Source organism: Pelomonas sp. Root405, assembly GCF_001425165.1.
In the GTDB taxonomy this organism is placed as follows: domain Bacteria; phylum Pseudomonadota; class Gammaproteobacteria; order Burkholderiales; family Burkholderiaceae_C; genus Pelomonas.
In genome coordinates, this window is sequence record NZ_LMDU01000001.1 from 1,223,688 (window position 1) to 1,243,088 (window position 19,401).

Here is a 19,401-nt window from a genome sequence, read left to right on the forward strand (position 1 = left end):
GGAGATCTCGATGGACCTGCTGCTCAAAGCCCTTGCCACGGCAGCCGTCGTCGCCGGCCTGCTGGTGCTGCTGCGGCGTGCCGGCCCGCGCTTCGGCGGCCTGGCCGCTGCGTTGCCGCTGACGTCGGCGCCCGCGCTGTTCTGGCTGGGCGTGGAGCAGGGCGCGCCCTTCGCGGCCGAGGCCGCCACCTCGGCCTTGCTGTGCACGGCATTGACGCCGCTGCTGGTGCTCGTCTACGGCCGCCTGAGCCTGCGCCATGGTCCGTGGCGCTGTCTGGCCGCCGGCCTGGCGGCGGGCGCGCTGGGCGTCCTGGGGCTGCAGCCCTGGCTGGGCGGCAGCGTGATGGGCGGGCTGGTGCTGGCCGCGACCTTGAGCGTTATTGCCGTGCGGCTGATGCCCAAGCCCGCCGCCACCGCGCCGCGGCCCGGCCGCTGGCATCGAGAGCTGCTGCTGACTGCGGGTGTCTCTGCGCTGCTGACCGCGCTGATCGGCCCGTTGGTGCAGATGGGCGGGCCGAGCCATTGCGGCCTGCTGGCGGCCCTTCCCGTCGTGGGCATGAGCACCCTGCACGGCCTGCATGGCCGGCAAGGCGCGGCCGTGGCCTGCCGCTTCCTGGGCGGCTACCTGGACGGCACGGCGGCCAAGGCCGTCTTCCTGGCCGTGCTGGCCGCCGCACTGCTGGCGCTGCCGGCCGCCACCGCCTGGGCGCTGGCGCTGGGCGCCGCCCTGTTCACGCTGGTGCTGCTGCGCCAGCCGCCCCTGCGTCGCCGCAGCGCGGCCCTCACCACTTGAGCCTTCAAGGAGCTGCCATGACCGCCACCCATCCGCTGCCCGGCATCGCCACCCAGGCGCCCGTTGTGCCAGCCCGCGCGCTGCGTCTGCCCGGCTGCGACCGCCGGCTGGCCTATGCCGCGCACTACTGGCCGGCCACCGTGATGAACCTGCTGCGCCGGCACCGATTGCGCGCCACGGTGGACGAGCCGCGCCTGTCGGCGCCGGTCAGCATCCCGCCGGCGCTGCGGCGCGATTGGCAGGCGCTGTTCGACGCCGACGCCGCCTGCCCGCTGCTGGTGAACCAGAGCGTCGGCACGCTGCTCTATACCCGGCTGTTCGGCCAGCTCGGCCTGAACTTCCGGCGCCTGCTGCATGTGCAGCACCGCACCGAGTACCGCGTCGGTCCGGAAACCTTTGCCGCGGCCGCGCAGCAGTCGCTGGTCTGCGAGTTGGACGGCTGCTGGCGGCTGGCCGAGGACAAGGGCCTGGTGGTGTTGAGGACGCAGATCCACCTGCCCGCGGCCGAGGGCGGCGGGCTGCTGGCGGCGGTGGAGGACCGCTTCGTCATCCGCCACGTGCCCACGCACGATTGGGCGCAGCTGCCGCCACTGGACGACCGCCACGCACAACGCGACCTGTCGGGCCTGCGCAGGCGCCGGCCTGGGATCGATGTCGCCGCAGCGGGCACTCGGGTGCTGCCGCTGCAGCTGCCGGCTGACCTCGGGCGTCGTTACGGCCGGGTGTCGGGCGACCACAACCCGGTGCACACCACGGCGCTGGCCGCGCGCCTGTTCGGCCTGCCGCGGCCGTTTGCGCAGGGGCTGGCGCTGCGCAATCTCATCGTCAGCGAACTGCACCGGCTGCAGGCGCCGCTGCAGCGGCTGCAGCTGACATTCGCCCAGCCGGCCTACCTCGGCCAGACGCTGCGCCTGGTGCTGCGCGGCGACGCGCTGGAGCTGCTGGACGAAGCCGGCCGGGTGCTGGTGTTCGGTCGGGCGCAGAACTGACGCCGCGCCTCAGGGTGCTGCGCGCCGATAGTTGAATCGCCAGATCAAGGTCCAGGTCTTGCCATCGCCGGTCAGCGCGAAGCCGGGCTGGCGCGCGGCGATCACTGGCACTTGTAGGTCTGGCCGGTCATGGGCGCAGCGCGTGGCGCGACGTTCTGGTTGAAGCGGTCGATGCTGGCGATGCGGGATTCCTGAGTCTCCACACAGGTGTCGCCGCGACGGCGGCGTGTGCGGCCGTCGCTGGTGCGCTCCTCGACCCACTCGCCGGTGACGGCGGCAGCGTTGGCGATGCGGCTTTCGAGCGTCGGCTTGGGCGAGTTGCTGCGCGGGTCGCTGAGCGCCGGATTGCGCGCCGCAGCGGTCGAGGCGGCATAGCCAGGCGGCAGGGTCAGACGCAGCGTCGTGCGCGGTGGTTCGGCGGGCGCGGACTGCGGTTCAGCGGCAGTTGCCGGCGGGGCCGCCGCGCCATCCGGCTCGGCCGCGTCGGGACTGATGACCGGCGGCCGCATGATCGGCGGCGACGTCAGTGGCGGCGCGACCGGACGCAGCGGGTCGGGCGGGGCTGGCCGCGGCCGCTGCGGCTCGATAAGCCGGATGGCTGTGAGGCGCCGCTCGCCCGGCTCGGCCAGGCGCGGCGGCCGGTACGCCAACAGCGCCAGCAGCGCCGCCGCATGCAGTGCGACGACGACGCCGCGTGCGAGCCAGCGGTGGTTCATGCGCTAGAACTTGATGCTCAGCTTGCTGCCCGGGGGTGGCAGCAGTCGGGCCGTTTGGGGCCAGTTCTCCTGGCCGGTCAGCAGCGTGCAGGGCCGGCTCGCCTCACCTTTCTTCGTGCCCGGCTCGCGCGTGTCGGCCGGTGGCAGCCGCAGGCCCATCAGCTGGCCGTTCTCGCGCCATTCCAGCTCCCAGGTGGGCGTGTCGCTGCAGATGCGCACGGCGTCGATGCGCGGGAACAGCCAGCGCAGGTAGAAAGGCAGCAGCTCCTCGCGCAGCGTGCGCGCCACGCGCATGACCTGGCGCACCTTGGCCATGTCGAGCTGCTCGGGCGGCGTGGTCAGCTCAAGGGTGCCGCGCACGGCCATCTGGCCCTTGGCCGCATTGGTGGCGAAGTCGGCGGTCCTGGCTTCGACCTCGGGCAGCAGCGGCAGGTCGAAGCGTCCTTCGCCGTCGACCTTGATGGGGTAGTCGTTGTCGTCGCTCCGCACGGCCAGGCGCACATCGGCCAATGGCATCTTGGACTTCTCGGTGTCGACTTTGAAGTCCATGCGGAACAGCCCCTCGCCGTGCGCGCGCAGCTTGGTCAGCAGGCTGTTGATCTGGCCATAGGGCAGCACGCTGCCGTCGCGCTTGAGCTCCGTCTTGACGGGGGGCAGGACTTCGTTCTGGGCCTGGGCGGTGGAGGTGGCAAGCAGCCAGCAGGCAAGCAGGGGGCGCAGCATGGGGTCAGGTCTCTTCAGGGGGCTCGGGGCCGGGTTCCCAGGCGAGCAGGTCGCCCGGCTGGCATTGCAGGGCGTCGCAGATGCGTGCCAGCGTGTCGAAGCGCACGCCGCGCACCTTGCCGCTTTTCAGCAGCGACAGATTGGCCTCGGTGATGCCCACGCGCTCGGCCAGCTCGCGCGAGCGCATCTTGCGGCGCGCGAGCATGACGTCGAGGGTGACGATGATGGGCATGTGTCAGCTGGCTGGATGGGGCAGCGCAGGAATGCAACCACAGCGGCACAGAGACACAGAGACCGTGCGTTCTTGGAGCTGCCTCTGTGCCTCTGTGCCTCTGTGGTTGCGTTTGGCGTTCATCAGACGAACTCGGCGTTCTCGTCAGCGACGCGCGCTGCTTCGTGCAGCACCTGCGCCAGAGCCAGCAGCAGCAGGCCGAACAGCAGCACCAGGTAGTGGTCCGACGAAAGGCTGAATGCGATCCGGCGCTCGCCCTGAGGGTTGCCCAGGGTCAGCGCAAGGATGGCGAAGGTATGGCCCAGCGGCTGGGCTGCCGCCAGGGCGCACAGCCCAAAGCCGAGTCGGCGCAGGTGCAGGGCGGGGCGGCGCGCCAACAGCTCGCCCTGGGCAAAGCAGCCGAACAGCGACCACATCTGCCACAGCGCGAACAGGCTGACCGAAGTCGGCAGCAGCGACGCGGCCAGCCCACCCAGCCGGGCGCCCATGTCGAGCTGCATCCGGTCAAGGTTCCAGGTGCGCGTCGCGATCTCGGCGACCCACATCGGGTCAGCCCAGAAGATGAAGGGCAGGGTGCCGATGACGACGACGCCGAACAGGCAGAGCAACCGCACGACCCAGGCCAGGCGGCGGATGCGGCGCAGGCCTTCGGCGGAGAATGAGTCGGGCATGGCGGCGGCTGGCTTCAAAAAACTTACTGTAAAACAATAATTACTTGCCGCACAACAGAATCAATCACCTTCCAGATCCGAGCAGATGAGCAAGAAGAGCACGCATGTCAGCGAAACCCCGGCAACCCAGGCACTGAAGCGGGCCGGCGTTGCGTTCACCGAGCATGTCTACGACTACGTCGAGCACGGCGGCACGGCGGAGTCGTCCAAGCAGCTCGGCGTCGAGGAGCATGCCGTGGTCAAGACCCTGGTCATGCAGGACGAGAAGGCCGAGCCGCTGATCGTGCTGATGCATGGCGACAAGACGGTCAGCCTGAAAGAGCTGGCACGCCAGATTCCCTGCAAGAAGGTCGAGCCCTGCAAGCCGGACGTGGCCCAGCGCCACAGCGGCTACCAAGTCGGTGGTACGTCGCCGTTCGGCGTGCGCAAGCCCATGCCGGTATTCGTCGAGGCCAGCATCCTGGCGCTGCAGAAGATCTGCATCAACGGCGGGCGGCGCGGCTATCTTGTCGGCATCTCACCCCAGGTGCTCACCGAGCTGCTGGGCGCCCGGCCCGTCAACTGTGCCAACTGACCCCGGCACGCCCTTTGCCTGAGAGACCGCTCATGTGGGACACCATCGTTGCGACGCTGCAATCCGAGTTCTCCGATACGCCCGACGTCGAGCAGGTCACGCGCATCCTGACGCGGCTGTTGCTAGCGGCCCTGCTGGGCGGCGTGCTCGGCTATGAGCGTGAAAGCCAGGGCAAGGCTGCCGGCATCCGCACTCACATGCTGGTGGCGATGGGCGCGGCGCTGTTCGTGCTGGTGCCCGAGCTTGACGGCATGGCCATCGCCGACATGAGCCGTGTCATCCAGGGCATCGTCACCGGCATCGGCTTTCTCGGCGCGGGGGCCATCATCAAGCGCAACACCGAGGAAGACACCCAGGGCCTGACGACGGCGGCCGGCATCTGGATGACGGCCGCCATCGGCGTGGCCTGCGGGCTGGGCCGCGAGACCACGGCGCTGCTCAGCACCTTCCTGACACTCGCCGTGCTCGCGGTGTTGCCCCGGCTGCTGAGCCGTGGCAAGCCCTGACCTGCCGGTGCTGCTGCCCGGCATGCGGCCTCGTCCTACGAGCGCAGCGCGCCACCCCTGATCGGCGTGCCGGCAGCAGCTGCCACACTGGCCGCGATGTCGACGCAAACCCAACGCATGACGGGCCGCGAGACGCTGGACCTGGCGTTCGCGCAGCTCACGGACGTGTTGCCCGGCCGTGCCGCCCGCTGGCTGGCGTGGTTGCGCAGCCCGAAGGCGATCTGGCTGCGCATCCCGGCGGGGCTGCTGTGCATCGCGGCGGCGGCCTTCTGGTTCATGCCCATCATCGGCATCGAATGGCTGCCGGTCGGCCTGCTGTTGCTCGCCGAGGACGTGCCATTCCTGCGCAAGCCGGTCGGCAAGCTCATCCTCTTTCTGCTGGCGCGCTGGCGGCGCCTGCAGCTGTGGTGGCGGGCGCGCCGGCGTTAGCGCCTGGCGCCTCGGGCTGCATGACAATGCCGCCCCATGCAAACCGTCCTTCCCCTGCTTGCCGCGCTGGTCGGCTACCTGATCGGCTCGCTGTCCTTCGCCGTCATCATCAGCCGGGCCATGGGCCTGTCGGACCCGCGCTCGTATGGCTCGGGCAACCCCGGCGCCACCAACGTGCTGCGCTCGGGCAACAAGGCTGCCGCCGTCCTGACGCTGGCCTTCGACGCGCTCAAGGGCTACCTGCCCGTGCTGGCCGTGCTGATCTGGGGAGCGCGCTTCGGACTGGGCGAGGGCACGGCCGCGCTGGTCGGGCTGGCCGCCTTCCTCGGCCACCTGTGGCCCATCTTCTTCAAGTTCAAGGGCGGCAAGGGCGTGGCCACGGCGGCCGGCGTCATCTTTGCGCTCAACCCGGTGCTGGGTCTGTTCACGCTGGCGACCTGGCTCATCATTGCCTGGTTCAGCCGCTACTCGTCGCTGGCCGCCATCGTGTCGGCCGCGTTCGCGCCGATGTATCAGTTGCTCATTTGGGAAGCCGGCCCCACCGCGCTGGCCCTGATCATCATGGGCCTGCTGCTGGTCTGGCGCCACCAGGCCAACATCAAGAAGCTGATGGCGGGCACCGAGAGCAAGCTTGGACACAAGGCCGCGGCGCCCGCACCCAAACCCGTCAAACCCGCCAAGAACCGGAAGAAAGCATGACCGCCTCCACCCCTTCCTCCTCCGCTGTCGAACGTTTCGACATCGGCGCCCGCCTGTCCGAGATGGCCGTCTACAACGGCGTTGCCTACCTGGCCGGCCAGGTGCCCGAGGACGCCAGCGCGGACATCACCGGCCAGACGGCCCAGGTGCTGGCCGCCATCGACAAGCTGCTGGCGCGCGCCGGCACCGACAAGAGCCGCATCCTGCGCGCCCAGATCTACCTGGCCGACCGCGCCGACTTCCCCGGCATGAACGCCGCCTGGGACGCTTGGGTCGCCACCGGCCACACGCCGCCGCGCGCCACGGTGATCGCCGGCCTGGCCAGGCCCGAGTGGAAGGTCGAGATCGTCGTCACGGCTGCCGTCTAAGCGCCGCTGGCGCGCTGGCGCCAGAAGTCGGTGTCGAACACCTGCTGCGCGCCGGTGCTCGCGTTGATCAACCAGAACTGGCTGCCGTCGGCACTGACGCGCGCGACTTCGCCGCTGTGCCGCCCTGCGGTGACACGACGCCCGATGGCATTGGCCGGAAAGCCAGGCTGGCGTGCCAGCTCGATCAAGGGCTGGGCGGTGCGGTCGTCCGCCGCCAGCCGCAGTTTCTGAACCAGCGGCGCCAGGAACGGGCTGGTCGCGTCAGCGCCTGACACGAACACCACCAGCTTGGCCTGCGCGCGGCTCAATGCGACATTGAGCAGGCGCTGCGCTTCCTCGCCCTGCAAGAAGAGCTGGGCGCCGTCGGCCGGGTCGAACAGCACGACCGGCGCCTCGCTGCCCTGGGCCCGGTGCACCGTGCTGACCCGCAGCGAGTCGGGCAGGCCCCGCGCCTGCAGGCAGCGCCGGATGAGTGCCCGCTGGGCGCGGAACGGGGTCAGCACGATCAGCTCGTCAGGGCGCCAGGCGCCGCTGGTCAAGGAGCCCGCAATCAGTTCGGCGATCGCCTCGGCCGACTCGCGCCGCACCGGCCCGCGCGCCTGCGCCGACCAACCGCCGTCGTGCTGCATGCGGTGCACCTGCACATGTTCATCGGGGCCGATGGCGCCCAGGGCACGGCGGCGCGCCGCCTGCCAGTCGGCCGTGGTGTCGGTCGCCACGCGCAAGGCGCCGTCGTAGAACAGCTGGCTGACCAGGTCGCCAATCGGCGCCGCCATGCGCGACTGCTCGTCCAGCAGCGCGACCGATGCGCCCTTGCGCGGCATCTCGCCGAATGCCGACCGCCCCAGCCAGCGCCGCGCGCCACGGTCCTCGCTGCGCAGCACCGGCGACAGTTGCTGCGGGTCGCCCGCGAACAGCCGGGCGTGACCCAGCGGCATCAGCACCAGCGCGTGCGCCAGGCTGACCTGGCTGGCCTCGTCGAACACCACCAGGTCGAAGGGCGGCTCGTCGTCGGCGCTCAGCTCGCGCAGCGACTTCAGCGTGAAGGCCGCGCGCGTCGTCGTCATCGCGGCCAGGCGGCAGCGCCGCAGCACCTTCAGCGACGCGGCGCGCAGCTCGTCACGCAGGGCCGCCACGCGGTCGGCCCAGGCCTTCAGCGCGTTCGCGTCACGCGCCGACGGACGCTGGCTTTCGGCGCGGGCCAGCCGCGCGATCAGGTCGGCGTCCTCGGTCGGGATCAGGTGCTCGCGGCCGGCATAGGCCGCCGCATCGAAGCGCGTGCCCAGCCGTTGCACGCACGGCCGGTGCTGCTCGCGCCGGCCCTTCTGCAGCGCCTTGTCGACCGCCAGCGTCGCGAGGTCCACCGCGTGGTTGGTCGTCGACAGCAGCAGCACGCGCGCGTCGGGCCGTGTGTCCAGGTACTCGGCCAGCAGCACGCCGAGCGTCGTCGTCTTGCCGGTGCCCGGCGGGCCCCACAGAAAGGCGCTGCTGTGGCCGACGAGGGCGAGCGCCTCACGCTGCGCTGTGCGCAGCCAGCGAAAGGGCGCGCCGGTCAGCGCCGGCCCGGCGTCGACGCGCTGCGGCCGGCTCAGGTCCGGCAGGCAGGCCAGCGCACGCTCCGCCCACGGGGTGTCCCACCAGGCGTCGGCGACCGCGTTCAGGAAGCGCGTCGGATACAGGCGGATCAGGTGGTCTGGCGGTGGTGGGGCGCTGCTGGCGTTCTGCAGCACCAGCTGGTCGTCCTCGGCGACGACGGCCAGCACGCTGGCCCCGCCTTTGGCCGGCGCGCCCCACCAGGCGCTGGCGCCGTCCAGGCTGTCGTCCAGCAGCGCCTGGGCCGACGCCGCGCCCGGCCGCTGGCCCTCGGCGAACACGTAGCCCGGCTCCAGCGTCACCCGCCAAAGCGCGCCGTCGCGCTCGGTGTGAAGCACCTTGAAGTCGTAGAACTCGGGCGTGGCCGACAGCTCGGCAGTCAGCGCCGCGCGGACGTCGGCAAGGCTCATCGGCGGGAAAGGGGCGGGTACGGGAGGGCGGCACTTTAGCCGCCGCCCGCTGCCATCACGGTGGCATCTTGAAGTCGGCCGGCAACAGCTTGACGACCCGCGTCATCTGCAACGTGGGCACATCGTTGCCGCCGACCCGGTGGGCAACGCTCTTGCCCGACGCAACGTGGCCGGTGTGGCGCGCCAGCGGCTTGTCGCCGTAGCGGGGTTCGGTCACGACCTGCAGCTGGCCGTCCGGGTCCTGGGTCACTGTGAAGTCCAGCCGCCAGCTGCTGGCCGGCGTGGCGCCCCACTGGATGCTGGTGCGCGCGCCGAGCGTCGTGATCAGGCGCGGCGACGCCTTGAATTCACCGGTGGACACCTGGAGCTGGATCTCGATCTTCTGCGCGCTGGCCGCCACCGGCGCGTCGGGCTCGCTGCCCTGCGCGGCATAGGCGGCGCCGATGATGCCCAGCAGCGCGGCACAGAGCACGGCGGCACGGCGGCGTGGCAGCAGGCGGGGGTGGTTCAGCATTTCAATCCTTTCGACGAGTGGGTGGGTGGTGCCCCAGCGGCTGGCCAGCGGCGCGCCGAGGCTGTTGAGCCCATGTGCCGCGAGCAGCGCGCGGGTGTAGATGGCGGTGGCCGCGGGTCGAGTGGCGAGCACCGCGGCATCGCAGGCCAGCTCCTGGTCGGCCTGCATGCGTCTCGCAGCCCACCAGGCCAGCGGGTTCCACCAATGCAGTGCCGTGATCGCGCAGGCGAGCAGGTTCCAGAGGTTATCGAGTCGGTCGCGGTGCACCTGCTCATGGGCAATGACGAGCTCTCGCTCCGCTACGTCGAAGCGTGATTCGAAGTCCGCCGGCAGCGCGATGCGCGGGCGCAGCAAGCCGACGAGCGCGGGACTGGTGCCCGCTGGCAGCCGATCTCCGAAGCGCGCGAGCCGCCTTTGCCGACGCGCCTGCACGGCAACGACGACGACGGCGCCGCCCAGCCACAACAGCAGCCAGAGGGGTGCCTGGCTGGACAGTGGTGCCGGCAGCGCGGGCAACAGGCCGGCTTGGCCGCCGGCAGCGGCCTGCAGCACCACGGCGAGCGGCTCCTGCTGTGGGCGTGGCAGCGCCGGCGTTAGAAGCAAAGCCGGCAGCAGCAGCCAGGCCGCATAGGTGGCACCGGCGCTCAGCCGCTTCAGCAGCGGGCGCAGCGCCCGCAGCAGCGCAATGCCGAGGCAGAGGAGCAGCGACTGCTGCAGCAGGACGGTGAGCATCGCGTCAGTCATGCCCCTGCTCCTTCAGCAGCGCCTTCAGCGCCGCGATGTCGTCGGCATTGAGCTTGCGCTCGGAAGCGAACTGCGCCACCAGCGGCGCCAGCCGCCCGCCGAAAAGCCGGTCGATCAGCGACAGACCGGTGTCGGCGACCCATGCCTCTTCAGGAATGGCAGGCGCGTACAGGAAGCGCCGGCCGTCTCGCTCGGCGGTCACGGCCCCCTTCTTCAGCAGCCGGTTCAACAGCGTCTTCACGGTAGCCGGCTGCCAGCCCTGTCTGGCGCCCAGCGTGGTGGCGAGGTCTTCGGCGGTCTGCGGCGAGCGCTGCCAGAGCTGGCGCATGACCATGCTCTCGGCATCGCTGATGGTGGGTGGCGTCGTCATTGATTACGTCTGTAAACGATGGTTAATGATTACGCTTGTAAACGATGACGTCAAGCCCGGGTTGTCACGACGTCGCCACATTGTTGATCGAGCATCCCGGGTTCGGCCGCCGTCGCGGCCCGGAGCCGCTGTAGTGAGCCACATCGAAGACGAACTGGTGAAGCGCATTCACCGCGACCTGCAGGACGATTTCGACGAGGAGCTGGAGCTTGAACTTGAGGACCGCGAGCCCGGCGTCGTGGCCAGCGACGACGCGTCGGCCGAGCGCAAGCGCTATTTCCGTGAGCTGTTCCGGCTGCAGAGCGAGCTGGTCAAGCTGCAGGACTGGGTGGTGCACAGCGGCCACAAGGTCGTCATCCTGTTCGAAGGCCGCGACGCCGCCGGCAAGGGCGGTGTCATCAAGCGGATCACGCAGCGGCTCAATCCGCGCGTCTGCCGCGTGGCAGCGCTGCCGGCGCCCAACAACCGTGAGCGCACGCAGTGGTATTTCCAGCGCTATGTGTCGCACCTACCGGCGGCTGGCGAGATCGTGCTGTTCGACCGCAGTTGGTACAACCGCGCCGGCGTCGAGCGCGTGATGGGCTTCTGCACCGACGACGAGTACGAAGAGTTCTTCCGCTCGGCGCCGGAGTTCGAGCGCATGCTGGTGCGCTCGGGCATCCAGCTCATCAAGTACTGGTTCTCGATCAGCGACGACGAGCAGCGCGTGCGCTTCCTGGGTCGCATCCATGACCCGCTCAAGCAATGGAAGTTGAGCCCCATGGACCTGGAGTCGCGCCGCCGCTGGGAGGCCTACACCTCGGCCAAAGAGGTGATGCTGGAGCGCACCCACATCCCCGAGTCGCCGTGGTGGGTCGTCAAGGCCGACGACAAGAAGCGCGCACGGCTGAACTGCATCCACCACCTGCTGGGCCAGATGCCCTACCAGGAGGTACCGCATGCCGACATCGAGCTGCCCGCGCGTGAACGCCGTGAGGACTACCTGCGCAACCCGGTGCCGGACAACATCGTCGTGCCCGAGGTCTATTGAGCGGCGTCTAGCATTGGGTCCATGAAATGGCCTCCTCTCTCCTTGCTCGTCGTCGTCGGTGTGACCGTGCTGGGTTCGTGGGCCTGGCGCAGCCATGTCTCCGCCGCCGACGGCGAACTGCTGGCGCAGCGCGTGAAGCCGGGCGACATCCGCATGATCTCGTCGGAGACCTGCGGCTGGTGCACGGCCGCGCGGCGCTGGATGAAGGCCGAAGGCGTGCCCTTCAGCGAATGCTTCATCGAGCGCGATGCGCAGTGCCTGGCGGACTACCAGGCGCTGGGCGGCGCCGGCACACCGACGCTGGTCGTGCGCGGCCAGCGCGTGCTGGGCTTTGACCGCGCCCGCATCATCGAAATTCTGGAATAGGCCGAGCCGAGTCGGCAACGCTGACTCAGCAGCGCTGGCGACTCGGCTCGGCGGCGGTGGACGTTGGCGTCGTGGGCATTGCAGACGACGCCGTTCAGATGCGCTTGGTGCTGGTCTTGGCGGCGGCCAGCGTCGTCTGGCGCAGCAGCGTGGCGTCGCTGTAGCCGGTGACGACGACGCGCGGCAGTTGGGCCACTTCACGTTGGGCGTAGCCGGTCACGACGACTCGCGGCAGTTGAGCCACTTCGCGCACGGCCTTGCCGGTGACGACGACGCGTTCGAGCTTGACGGTGGCTTGCGGGGCGGCTTGCACGGCGAAGGCCGAGAAGGCGAGGGCAGCGGCGGCAAGGGCACTGAAGAAGGTGGTTTGCTTGCTCATGATGGACTCCGTTCGGTGGGTTTCGAACCGCGTGATTGCTTGTTCGATGGAGTCAGTTTCGGCAATGAGCCCGGCCGCTTCCAGGCAGCTGCGATCAATCGCGGGTCGCGCCGGATGAACTGCAAGAACGATGGATGAGCTGCGGCTAGTCGAGCTGCAAACCCAGCCGCGCCAGCTCGCCGCGCCCCTGGCGCACCAGTACCGGCTCGTCGCCCTGGCTCATGTCCAGCACCGTGGTCGGCTGGGCCGGGCAGGCGCCGGCGTCCAGCACGAACTGCAGCTGCCGGTCCAGGCGCGCGCAGACGTCGGCCGCGTCGTTCATCGGCTCGCTGTCACCCGGGGGGATCAGCGTCGTCGACAGCAGCGGCTCGCCGAACAGGGCCAGCAGGTCTTGCGTGACCTTGTGGTCGGGCACGCGCAGGCCGATGGTGCGTCGGCTCGGGTGGGAAAGGCGCCGCGGCACTTCCTTGGTGGCCGGCAGGATGAAGGTGTAGGCGCCCGGCGTGGCCAGCTTGAGCAGGCGGTACTGTCGGTTGTCGACCATCGCGTAGTTGGCCAGTTCCGACAGGTCGCGGCACAGCAGCGTGAGGTGGTGCTTGTCGTCCACGCCGCGCACGCGGCGCAGCGCCTCGGCAGCGGCCTTGTCGTCCAGGCGGCAGACGAAGGCGTAGCTGGAGTCGGTCGGTATCGCGCCGATGCCGCCGGCCTGCAGCATTTGTGCTGCCTGGCGCAGGAAGCGCGGCTGCGGGTTGTCGGGGTGGACTTCGAAGAGCTGGGCCATGGGGGATTGCGGTGGGCGGCGTTCGCGAGCGTATACCGGTCGGGCGCTGAATCCGGGCAACCGGTATGCCGACCTCCGCTGGCGCGGCATGGTGCTGTTGTCTGACGAGTGCCGTGCCCTGCCCGGTTTACTGTTTCGCCATGGCACGTTTTCTTCGCTACGAGGTCCATCCCGACAACCCGCAGAGCCGGTTGCTGCAAAGCATCGCCTTGCAGTTGCGCGGTGGGGCCGTGGCGGCGCTGCCCACGGCGGCGGGCTATGGCCTGGCCTGCCGGCTGGACGACAAGCTGGCGTCGGACCGATTGCGCCGCCATGCCGATCGGGCCGGGCGGGCGCCGGTGGGCTTGCTGTGCCGCGACCTGGCGCAGGCCGCGAACTATCTGCAGATCGGCAACCACGCCTTCCGCGTGATACGGGCGGCGCTCGATGGCACCCAGTCATTTGCGCTGCCGAGCACCCGCCGCCTGCCGCGTCGCCTTGTCGGCTCACCCGGCGCGGTGAGCCTGCTGCACTTCAGCGGGCATGTTGCTGCCCAGGGGCTGATGGCGCTGCTCGACGAGCCGCTGTTGATCGGGCTGCCGAGCACCGTCGCCTCTGACATCGAGCAACTGCCCAGCGCATGGCAGCTGGACGTCGCCCTCGATGTCGGCGCACTGCCCGCGGCCGGAGCCGTCGAGGTGGTGGACCTGCACGGCTTGCTGCAGCCGCGGCCCGGCCTGTCGCGCTGGCAGTTCCTCGAACCTGCGCTGGCTTGAGAGGCGAGGCCTCAGCGCCCTGGCGCTCAGTGGATGCGGTCGGCGAGCTCGGCCCAGACCGGCGTCAGCCGCGCCGACAGCGGCGGCAGCGTGCCCAGGTCGGTGCGGCTCTCTTGCGGGCAATGGAAGTCCGAACCGCGCGAGGCCAGCAGGCCGAATTCAAGCGCCGTGTCGGCGTACTGAACAAACTCGGCCGTGGTGTGGCTGCCGGTGACGACCTCGATGCCGCGGCCGCCATGGCCGATGAACTCGGTGATCAGCGCGTACTCCTCGGTCGGCGTGAAGCCGTAGCGGCCCGGATGGGCGATGACGGCCACGCCGCCGGCGCGCTTGATCCAGCCCACCGCGTCGCTCAGGCGCGCCCACTTGTGCTCAACGAAGCCCGGTTTGCCCTCCGTCAGGTAGCGGCGGAACACCTCGGACACGTCCGAGCAATGGCCGCCGTCGACGAGAAAGCGGGCGAAGTGGGTGCGCGAAATCAGCTCGGGATTGCCGACGTACTTCAAGGCGCCCTCGAAGGCGCCCGTGATGCCGACCTGGGCCAGCCCGGCCGCCATTTCGCGGGCGCGCGCCTCGCGGCCGCCACGGGTGGCGCGCAGGCCGTCGCGCAGCTCGGCCGATTCGTGGTCGAAGCCCAGGCCGACGATGTGGACCACGCGGCCGGCGAAGGTCACGGAGATCTCGGTGCCGGTCAGGTAGGGCAGGCCCAGGGCCTGGGCCGCGGCGATGGCGCGGGCCTGGCCGCCGATCTCGTCATGGTCGGTCAGCGACCACAGTTCGACGCCAGCCGCCTTGGCGCGTTCGGCCAGCGCCTCGGGGGTCAGCGTGCCGTCGGAAATGACGGAATGGCAATGCAGATCGGCGTTGAGCGTGGGGTCGAGGTTCACGTCGCAATTGTGTCAGCCTCGTCTTGCCGGAGCCGTTACCAGTGGCACTCGCACGCCACGAGCGCCTTCAGGCTGCCGCTTCGATGACGTACTGCACACGCTGCTGGCCCTGCCATTCATCCAGGCTCAGCCGATAGGCCAGCGTGACGCGCTCGGGCAGCATGTCGATATGGTTGAACCAGATGGCGTCGATCAGCCGGCCGTCCTGGCGCAGCCTCAGCTTGAGGTGCTTCTCCCCCACCAGGCGCTGCGAGATCAGCTCGAAGCGGTCGCAGAACACCGGCGCCTCGAAGCCTTGACCCCAGACCTGCGCGTCGAGCAGCCGCGCCGTCTCGGCCGTCGCTGCGCCAGGGGGCAGCGCGCCGTCATGGCGCAGCGTGCGGGTCAGGTCCTGCTCGTTGAGCCATTCCTCCGCAACGCGGGCGAAGGCCAGCGCGAAGCGGTTCACATCATCGACCGCCAGCGTCGCGCCGGCCGCCATCGCGTGGCCACCGAACTTGGCGAGCAGGTCCGGGTCGCGCTTGCTGACCAGGTCGAGGGCGTCGCGCAGATGGAAGCCGGGGATCGAGCGGCCCGAGCCCTTCAGGTGGCCATCGGCACCGCGCGCGAAGACGAAGGTGGGGCGGTGCACGCGGTCCTTGATGCGCGAGGCGACGATGCCGACGACACCTTCGTGGAAGTCGGCGTCGAACAGCGCGACGGCTGGGGGCAGGGCGCCCGACAGCGCCTCGACGAGGGCGTCCAACCGCGCCTCGGCCATCTCGCGCATGCCGCTCTCGATCTCGCGGCGCTCGCGGTTGATGGCGTCAAGCTGGACTGCCAGCGCCAGCGCCCGCTCCGGGTCGTCGGTCGTCAGCGCCTCGATGCCGAGCGTCATGTCGGCCAGCCGCCCGGCGGCGTTGATGCGCGGCCCGAGCGCGAAGCCCAGGTCGAAGCCCTGGGCCTTGGATGCATCGCGCTTGGCCGCGCTGAACAGCGCCATGACGCCGGGCTGCGCGCGGCCGGCCCGCATGCGCTTCAAGCCCTGTGCGACAAGGCGGCGGTTGTTGGCGTCGAGCTTCACCACGTCGGCGACGGTGCCGAGCGCGACGAGGTCGAGCAGGCCGTCCAGCCGGGGCACCTCGGCGATGAACAGGCCGCGCGAACGCTGCTCGGCGCGCAACGCCATCAACACGTAGAAGGCCACGCCGACACCGGCCAGTGATTTGCTCGCGAAACCGCAGCCGGGCTGGTTGGGGTTGACGATGGCGTCGGCATCCGGGACGACGACGGCGCCGTCGACGAGGGCCGGCAGATGGTGGTCGGTGACCAGCACCTTCAGGCCGCGCGCCCGCGCATGCGCCACGCCGGCGAGGCTGGCGATGCCGTTGTCCACCGTGACGAGCAGCGCGGGTTGCTGTTCCAGCGCCAGGTCGACGATGGTGGGCGTGAGGCCGTAGCCGTGCACGGCGCGGTCGGGCACGACGTAGCCGACATGCTGGGCGCCGAGCAGCTTGAGGCCGCGCAGCATGACGGCGCAAGCGGTGGCGCCGTCGCAGTCGTAGTCGGCCACGATGACGATGCGCTCACCGGCCTGGATGGCGTCGGCGAGCAGGCGGGCGGCTTCGGGCAGACCCTTCAGGCCGGTGGGTGGCAGCAGCTGCTGCAGGCTTTCGTCCAGTTCCACGGCTTCGCGCACACCGCGGGCGGCCAGCAGGCGGGCCAGCAGCGGTGCGATGCCGGCCTGCTCCAGCGCCCAGGCGGTGCGGGGCGGCACGTCTCGCTCGACCAGCCGGGGCGATGTCATGTCTGCCCCTCGTCCGGCGAGTACACCGACCGATCCCCCAAGGGGATGCGGTCCGGCTCAGGAGCGGCCCAGCGCTCGGCCCGCTTCACAGCGCCTCCAGCACGGCAGCCACGTCGGACGACTGGAAGCGGCGCCTGAGCCTGGCCAGCAGCGACAGCGGCTGGGCCGTGAAACGACGCGCGAAGCGCTCGCCGCACAGCGTCAGGTTGGTCAGCGGCTGGCTCAGCGGGCCGGCGTCCAGGCGCTGCCAGGCCTCAACCCAGGCGGCCAGGTCGCCGTTCTGCAGCGGCTCGGTCAGGCGCGCATCGACGGTCACGTCGGCAGCCCGGCCGCTGCTGCGGCCGATATCGCCGATCCAGACCGAGTTGACGGCCGGTTCGCCGCGGGCTTCGCGCTCGAGGTTCAAGGCGTGGCCGTGCAGCAGCATCTGGGCCTCGTTCTGCCAGCGGCGCAGCACGCGGCTGTCGGGCAGCCAGGGCTCGATGGGCCGGCCGGCGGCGCGCTCGATGCTTGCGGCGCTCAGCCCGTCCAGTGCGCTGGCATGGCCGATGGCCCAGCGGGTTGCGTCCAGCAGCCGCCATTGCCAGCCCTCGGCTTCGGACCACAGCTCGCGCAGCACGCCGACGATGCGGGCCGCATCGGATTCCGAAAGCTGCAGGGCCGCGGGCGGCAGCACGTCGACGCCATCGGTCCCGACGGCCAGATGCACCGGGCTCATCAGCGCCCAGGCCAGCTCGGGACCGGCGTCCACCGCCCAGGCCGCCGCGCTGGGTGCGGCCTGCTGTCGCAGCGCGGCTTCGGCGAGGTGGTGGGGCGGCTGGGCGGAGAGTTCGTCGCTGCCCCAGGTCTCGGCCGGGCTCAGCCGGGCCAGTTGCGCGGCCAGGTTGGGCAGGGCCAGGCTGGCCAACGCATGCCGCGCGGCTTCGTCCAGCGCGCTGGCATTGGGGATCATCAAATGCATGGGGCGATTATCCAAGCCCGAATTCAAGGCGTTGTCACACAAGCTTCATACACTTTTCAACATGACCGACCCGACCCCGCTGAAGCTGCTCAACCGCGAACAGGCCATTCTTGAATTCAACCGGCGCGTGCTCGCCCAGGCCCAGCGCGAGGACGTGCCGCTGCTGGAGCGGCTGCGCTACATCTGCATCGTGTCGAGCAACCTCGACGAGTTCTTCGAGGTGCGCTTCGCCGACATGCTGGAGGCCGCGCGCGACCCGCTCAGCACCGTCACCAGCCAGGATGTCGAGCGCGTCGGCCGCGCAGCGCACACGCTGATCGACGAGCAGTACCTGATCTTCAACGAGCAGGTCATGCCGCTGCTGCTCAAGCAGCGCATCGTCGTGCTCAACCACGCGGACCGCGACGAACCGCAGCGGCGCTGGGTGGCCAAGTTCTTCGAGCGGGAGGTCAAGCCGCTGCTGGTGCCCGTGGGCCTGGACCCGGCCCACCCCTTCCCGCAGGTGGCCAACAAGTCGCTGCACTTCATCATGCGGCTGTCGGGCAAGGACGCCTTCGGGCGCGACAACCGCATCGCCATCGTCAAGGTGCCGCGCGTGCTGCCACGCGTCATCAAGCTGCCCGCCAATCTGTCCGACGGCCGCCAGGCCTTCGTGCTGCTGACCAGCGTCATCCGCGCCCACCTGGAGGAGCTGTTTCCCGGCCGCAAGGTGGAGGCGTTCTCGCAGTTCCGCGTCACCCGCGACTCCGACCTGGAGGTCGACGAGGAGGAGATCGCCAACCTGCGCCATGCGCTGCGTTCGGGGCTGACCACGCGCCATTTCGGCCGCGCGGTACGGCTGGAGGTGGTCAACACCTGCCCGGCCGAGCTGTCGGAGTTCCTGCTCGAACAGTTCGGCCTGCCCACCGCGGCGCTCTACCGCGTCAACGGCCCGGTCAACCTCGTGCGCCTGAACGAGCTCATCGACCTGACCGACGCGCCCAACTTGCGCTTCAAGCCCTTCGAGCCCGCGTGGCCGACGCGCCGCCTGCCGCGCCACAAATCCATCTTCGACAAGCTCAAGAAGGGCGATGTGCTGCTGCACCACCCGTTCGAGAGCTTCGATCCCGTCGTGCAGATGCTGCGAGAGGCGGTCAACGACCCCGACGTGCTGGCCATCAAGCAGACCATCTATCGCACCGGGGCCAAGTCCGAGCTGATGGACCTGCTCATCGAGGCGTCGCGGCGCGGCAAGGAGGTGATGGCGGTCGTCGAGCTGAAGGCGCGCTTCGACGAAGAGGCCAACATCAACTGGGCTGAGCGCCTGGAGGCCGTGGGCGCCCAGGTGGTCTACGGCATCGTCGGCTACAAGACCCATGCCAAGCTGCTGCTGATCACGCGCCGCGAAGGCGGCAAGCTGCGCCGTTATGGCCACATCTCCACCGGCAACTACAACCCCAAGACCGCGCGGCTGTACACCGACCTGGGCCTGCTGACCGCCGACCCCGACCTGACCTTCGATGCCGATGCGGTGTTCCGCCAGCTCGCCTCGCTGGGCAAATTCAAGGTGTCGCGGCGCATGCTGCTGGCGCCCTTCAACATGCACAGCCGCATGCTGGAGCTGCTGGCCCAGGTGGAGAAGGCGGCGCTGACCGGCTACAAGGGCGCGCGCATCGTCGTGAAGATCAATGCGCTGACCGACGCCGAGCTGATTCATGGCCTGCTGCGCACGGCGCAGGCCGGCGCCAAGGTCGACCTCATCGTGCGCGGCGCCTGCATGCTGCCGCCAGGCCTGCCGGGGGTCAGCGACAACATCGTGGTGCGCTCGGTGGTCGGCCGCTTTCTGGAGCACTCGCGGGTCTGCTATTTCCGCTGGGCCCCGCCGACCGAGACCGACCCGGGCGAGGCCCTCTTCCTGTCCAGCGCCGACTGGATGAGCCGCAACATGTTCCGCCGCATCGAAGTGGCCTGGCCGGTGCAGGATGCGCGGCTGCGCCAGCGCGTCATCGACGAGGCGCTGCAGCCCTATCTGCACGACACCATGGACGCCTGGCAGCTCGGGCCCGACGGCCGCTCGGCGCGCGTCGATGTCAAGGGCACCGTCAGCGCGCAGCAGGCGCTGATGCGGCGCTATTCGGAATAGTCG

Annotated in this window: 23 protein-coding genes; 11 read left to right on the forward strand and 12 right to left on the reverse strand. The window is 70.0% G+C overall.

Features of this window, described 5'->3' with window-relative positions:
* The first annotated feature begins 10 nt into the window (after positions 1–10).
* The gene (locus ASC81_RS05520; RefSeq protein ID WP_056263583.1) at positions 11–793 is read left to right on the forward strand and encodes a hypothetical protein; all 783 of its coding nucleotides are present in this window, start codon (positions 11–13) and stop codon (positions 791–793) included.
* Between the two features lie 17 nt (positions 794–810).
* Positions 811–1,782, forward strand: coding sequence for a MaoC/PaaZ C-terminal domain-containing protein (locus ASC81_RS26880; RefSeq protein WP_056263586.1), 972 nt, complete (start codon positions 811–813; stop codon positions 1,780–1,782).
* Between the two features lie 101 nt (positions 1,783–1,883).
* Here the strand turns inward: ASC81_RS26880 and ASC81_RS05530 are convergent, their stop codons facing one another.
* The 4 genes from ASC81_RS05530 to ASC81_RS05545 form a co-directional block, all read right to left on the reverse strand.
* Positions 1,884–2,498 carry a hypothetical protein gene (locus ASC81_RS05530; protein WP_056263587.1) on the reverse strand — a complete coding sequence of 205 codons (615 nt, stop codon included), beginning with the start codon at positions 2,496–2,498 and terminating at the stop codon, positions 1,884–1,886.
* Between the two features lie 3 nt (positions 2,499–2,501).
* Positions 2,502–3,221 (reverse strand): hypothetical protein, encoded by a 720-nt coding sequence (locus tag ASC81_RS05535; RefSeq protein WP_056263588.1) that lies wholly within the window; start codon positions 3,219–3,221, stop codon positions 2,502–2,504.
* Between the two features lie 4 nt (positions 3,222–3,225).
* Positions 3,226–3,453: a helix-turn-helix transcriptional regulator gene (locus ASC81_RS05540; RefSeq protein WP_056263589.1), complete on the reverse strand. Its 228-nt coding sequence runs from the start codon at positions 3,451–3,453 to the stop codon at positions 3,226–3,228.
* A 122-nt stretch (positions 3,454–3,575) separates the two neighbouring features.
* Positions 3,576–4,124 carry a DUF2975 domain-containing protein gene (locus ASC81_RS05545; protein WP_056263590.1) on the reverse strand — a complete coding sequence of 183 codons (549 nt, stop codon included), beginning with the start codon at positions 4,122–4,124 and terminating at the stop codon, positions 3,576–3,578.
* A gap of 85 nt (positions 4,125–4,209) precedes the next feature.
* Here ASC81_RS05545 and ybaK point away from each other — a divergent pair, with 85 nt between their 5' ends.
* From ybaK to ASC81_RS05570, 5 genes are all read left to right on the forward strand, one after another.
* Positions 4,210–4,698 (forward strand): Cys-tRNA(Pro) deacylase, encoded by a 489-nt coding sequence (ybaK, locus tag ASC81_RS05550; RefSeq protein WP_056263593.1) that lies wholly within the window; start codon positions 4,210–4,212, stop codon positions 4,696–4,698.
* 32 nt (positions 4,699–4,730) lie between these two features.
* Positions 4,731–5,204: an MgtC/SapB family protein gene (locus ASC81_RS05555; RefSeq protein ID WP_056263595.1), complete on the forward strand. Its 474-nt coding sequence runs from the start codon at positions 4,731–4,733 to the stop codon at positions 5,202–5,204.
* Between the two features lie 96 nt (positions 5,205–5,300).
* Entirely contained in the window at positions 5,301–5,633 is a 333-nt protein-coding gene (locus ASC81_RS05560; protein ID WP_156391774.1) for a hypothetical protein, read from the forward strand.
* Between the two features lie 36 nt (positions 5,634–5,669).
* A complete protein-coding gene (plsY, locus tag ASC81_RS05565) occupies positions 5,670–6,332 on the forward strand; it encodes a glycerol-3-phosphate 1-O-acyltransferase PlsY (RefSeq protein ID WP_056263597.1) in 663 nt (220 codons plus the stop codon).
* On the forward strand, positions 6,329–6,700 hold the full coding sequence (locus ASC81_RS05570) for a RidA family protein (protein ID WP_056263598.1): 372 nt from the start codon (positions 6,329–6,331) through the stop codon (positions 6,698–6,700). The genes plsY and ASC81_RS05570 overlap by 4 nt, the downstream gene beginning before the upstream one ends.
* Here the strand turns inward: ASC81_RS05570 and ASC81_RS05575 are convergent.
* Genes ASC81_RS05575 through ASC81_RS05585 form a run of 3 tightly spaced genes read right to left on the reverse strand, consistent with a single transcriptional unit; the run spans position 6,697 to position 10,331 of the window.
* Positions 6,697–8,703, reverse strand: coding sequence for a DEAD/DEAH box helicase (locus ASC81_RS05575; RefSeq protein WP_056263600.1), 2,007 nt, complete (start codon positions 8,701–8,703; stop codon positions 6,697–6,699). The two genes, ASC81_RS05570 and ASC81_RS05575, sit on opposite strands and share 4 nt — an antisense overlap.
* 55 nt (positions 8,704–8,758) lie before the next feature.
* Positions 8,759–9,961, reverse strand: coding sequence for a M56 family metallopeptidase (locus tag ASC81_RS05580; RefSeq protein ID WP_082536268.1), 1,203 nt, complete (start codon positions 9,959–9,961; stop codon positions 8,759–8,761).
* On the reverse strand, positions 9,954–10,331 hold the full coding sequence (locus ASC81_RS05585; protein WP_056263604.1) for a BlaI/MecI/CopY family transcriptional regulator: 378 nt from the start codon (positions 10,329–10,331) through the stop codon (positions 9,954–9,956). The genes ASC81_RS05580 and ASC81_RS05585 overlap by 8 nt, the downstream gene beginning before the upstream one ends.
* Before the next feature lie 133 nt (positions 10,332–10,464).
* Between ASC81_RS05585 and ppk2 the strand changes: the two genes are divergently transcribed.
* On the forward strand, positions 10,465–11,361 hold the full coding sequence (gene ppk2 / locus ASC81_RS05590) for a polyphosphate kinase 2 (protein ID WP_235533571.1): 897 nt from the start codon (positions 10,465–10,467) through the stop codon (positions 11,359–11,361).
* A 21-nt stretch (positions 11,362–11,382) separates the two neighbouring features.
* Positions 11,383–11,727, forward strand: coding sequence for a glutaredoxin family protein (locus ASC81_RS05595; protein ID WP_082536270.1), 345 nt, complete (start codon positions 11,383–11,385; stop codon positions 11,725–11,727).
* A 94-nt stretch (positions 11,728–11,821) separates the two neighbouring features.
* On the opposite strand, the gene ASC81_RS05600 is transcribed toward ASC81_RS05595, so the two are convergent.
* Both ASC81_RS05600 and ASC81_RS05605 read right to left on the reverse strand, forming a co-directional pair.
* The gene (locus tag ASC81_RS05600; protein ID WP_056263607.1) at positions 11,822–12,106 is read right to left on the reverse strand and encodes a hypothetical protein; all 285 of its coding nucleotides are present in this window, start codon (positions 12,104–12,106) and stop codon (positions 11,822–11,824) included.
* 145 nt (positions 12,107–12,251) lie between these two features.
* The gene (locus ASC81_RS05605; protein WP_056263608.1) at positions 12,252–12,887 is read right to left on the reverse strand and encodes an L-threonylcarbamoyladenylate synthase; all 636 of its coding nucleotides are present in this window, start codon (positions 12,885–12,887) and stop codon (positions 12,252–12,254) included.
* Between the two features lie 140 nt (positions 12,888–13,027).
* Between ASC81_RS05605 and ASC81_RS05610 the strand changes: the two genes are divergently transcribed.
* Positions 13,028–13,642, forward strand: coding sequence for a Sua5/YciO/YrdC/YwlC family protein (locus ASC81_RS05610; RefSeq protein ID WP_056263611.1), 615 nt, complete (start codon positions 13,028–13,030; stop codon positions 13,640–13,642).
* 26 nt (positions 13,643–13,668) lie between these two features.
* Here ASC81_RS05610 and ASC81_RS05615 read toward each other — a convergent pair whose 3' ends face one another.
* The 3 genes from ASC81_RS05615 to ASC81_RS05625 all read right to left on the reverse strand — a co-directional run bounded on the left by ASC81_RS05615 (position 13,669) and on the right by ASC81_RS05625 (position 17,276).
* On the reverse strand, positions 13,669–14,529 hold the full coding sequence (locus ASC81_RS05615; RefSeq protein WP_056263613.1) for a 3',5'-nucleoside bisphosphate phosphatase: 861 nt from the start codon (positions 14,527–14,529) through the stop codon (positions 13,669–13,671).
* A gap of 67 nt (positions 14,530–14,596) precedes the next feature.
* Entirely contained in the window at positions 14,597–16,315 is a 1,719-nt protein-coding gene (gene recJ, locus ASC81_RS05620; protein ID WP_056263614.1) for a single-stranded-DNA-specific exonuclease RecJ, read from the reverse strand.
* Between the two features lie 85 nt (positions 16,316–16,400).
* Complete coding sequence (locus ASC81_RS05625; RefSeq protein ID WP_056263616.1) at positions 16,401–17,276, reverse strand: hypothetical protein; 876 nt, start codon at positions 17,274–17,276, stop codon at positions 16,401–16,403.
* A gap of 61 nt (positions 17,277–17,337) precedes the next feature.
* Here ASC81_RS05625 and ppk1 point away from each other — a divergent pair, with 61 nt between their 5' ends.
* A complete protein-coding gene (ppk1, locus tag ASC81_RS05630) occupies positions 17,338–19,398 on the forward strand; it encodes a polyphosphate kinase 1 (RefSeq protein ID WP_056263618.1) in 2,061 nt (686 codons plus the stop codon).
* Positions 19,399–19,401: the final 3 nt, after the last annotated feature.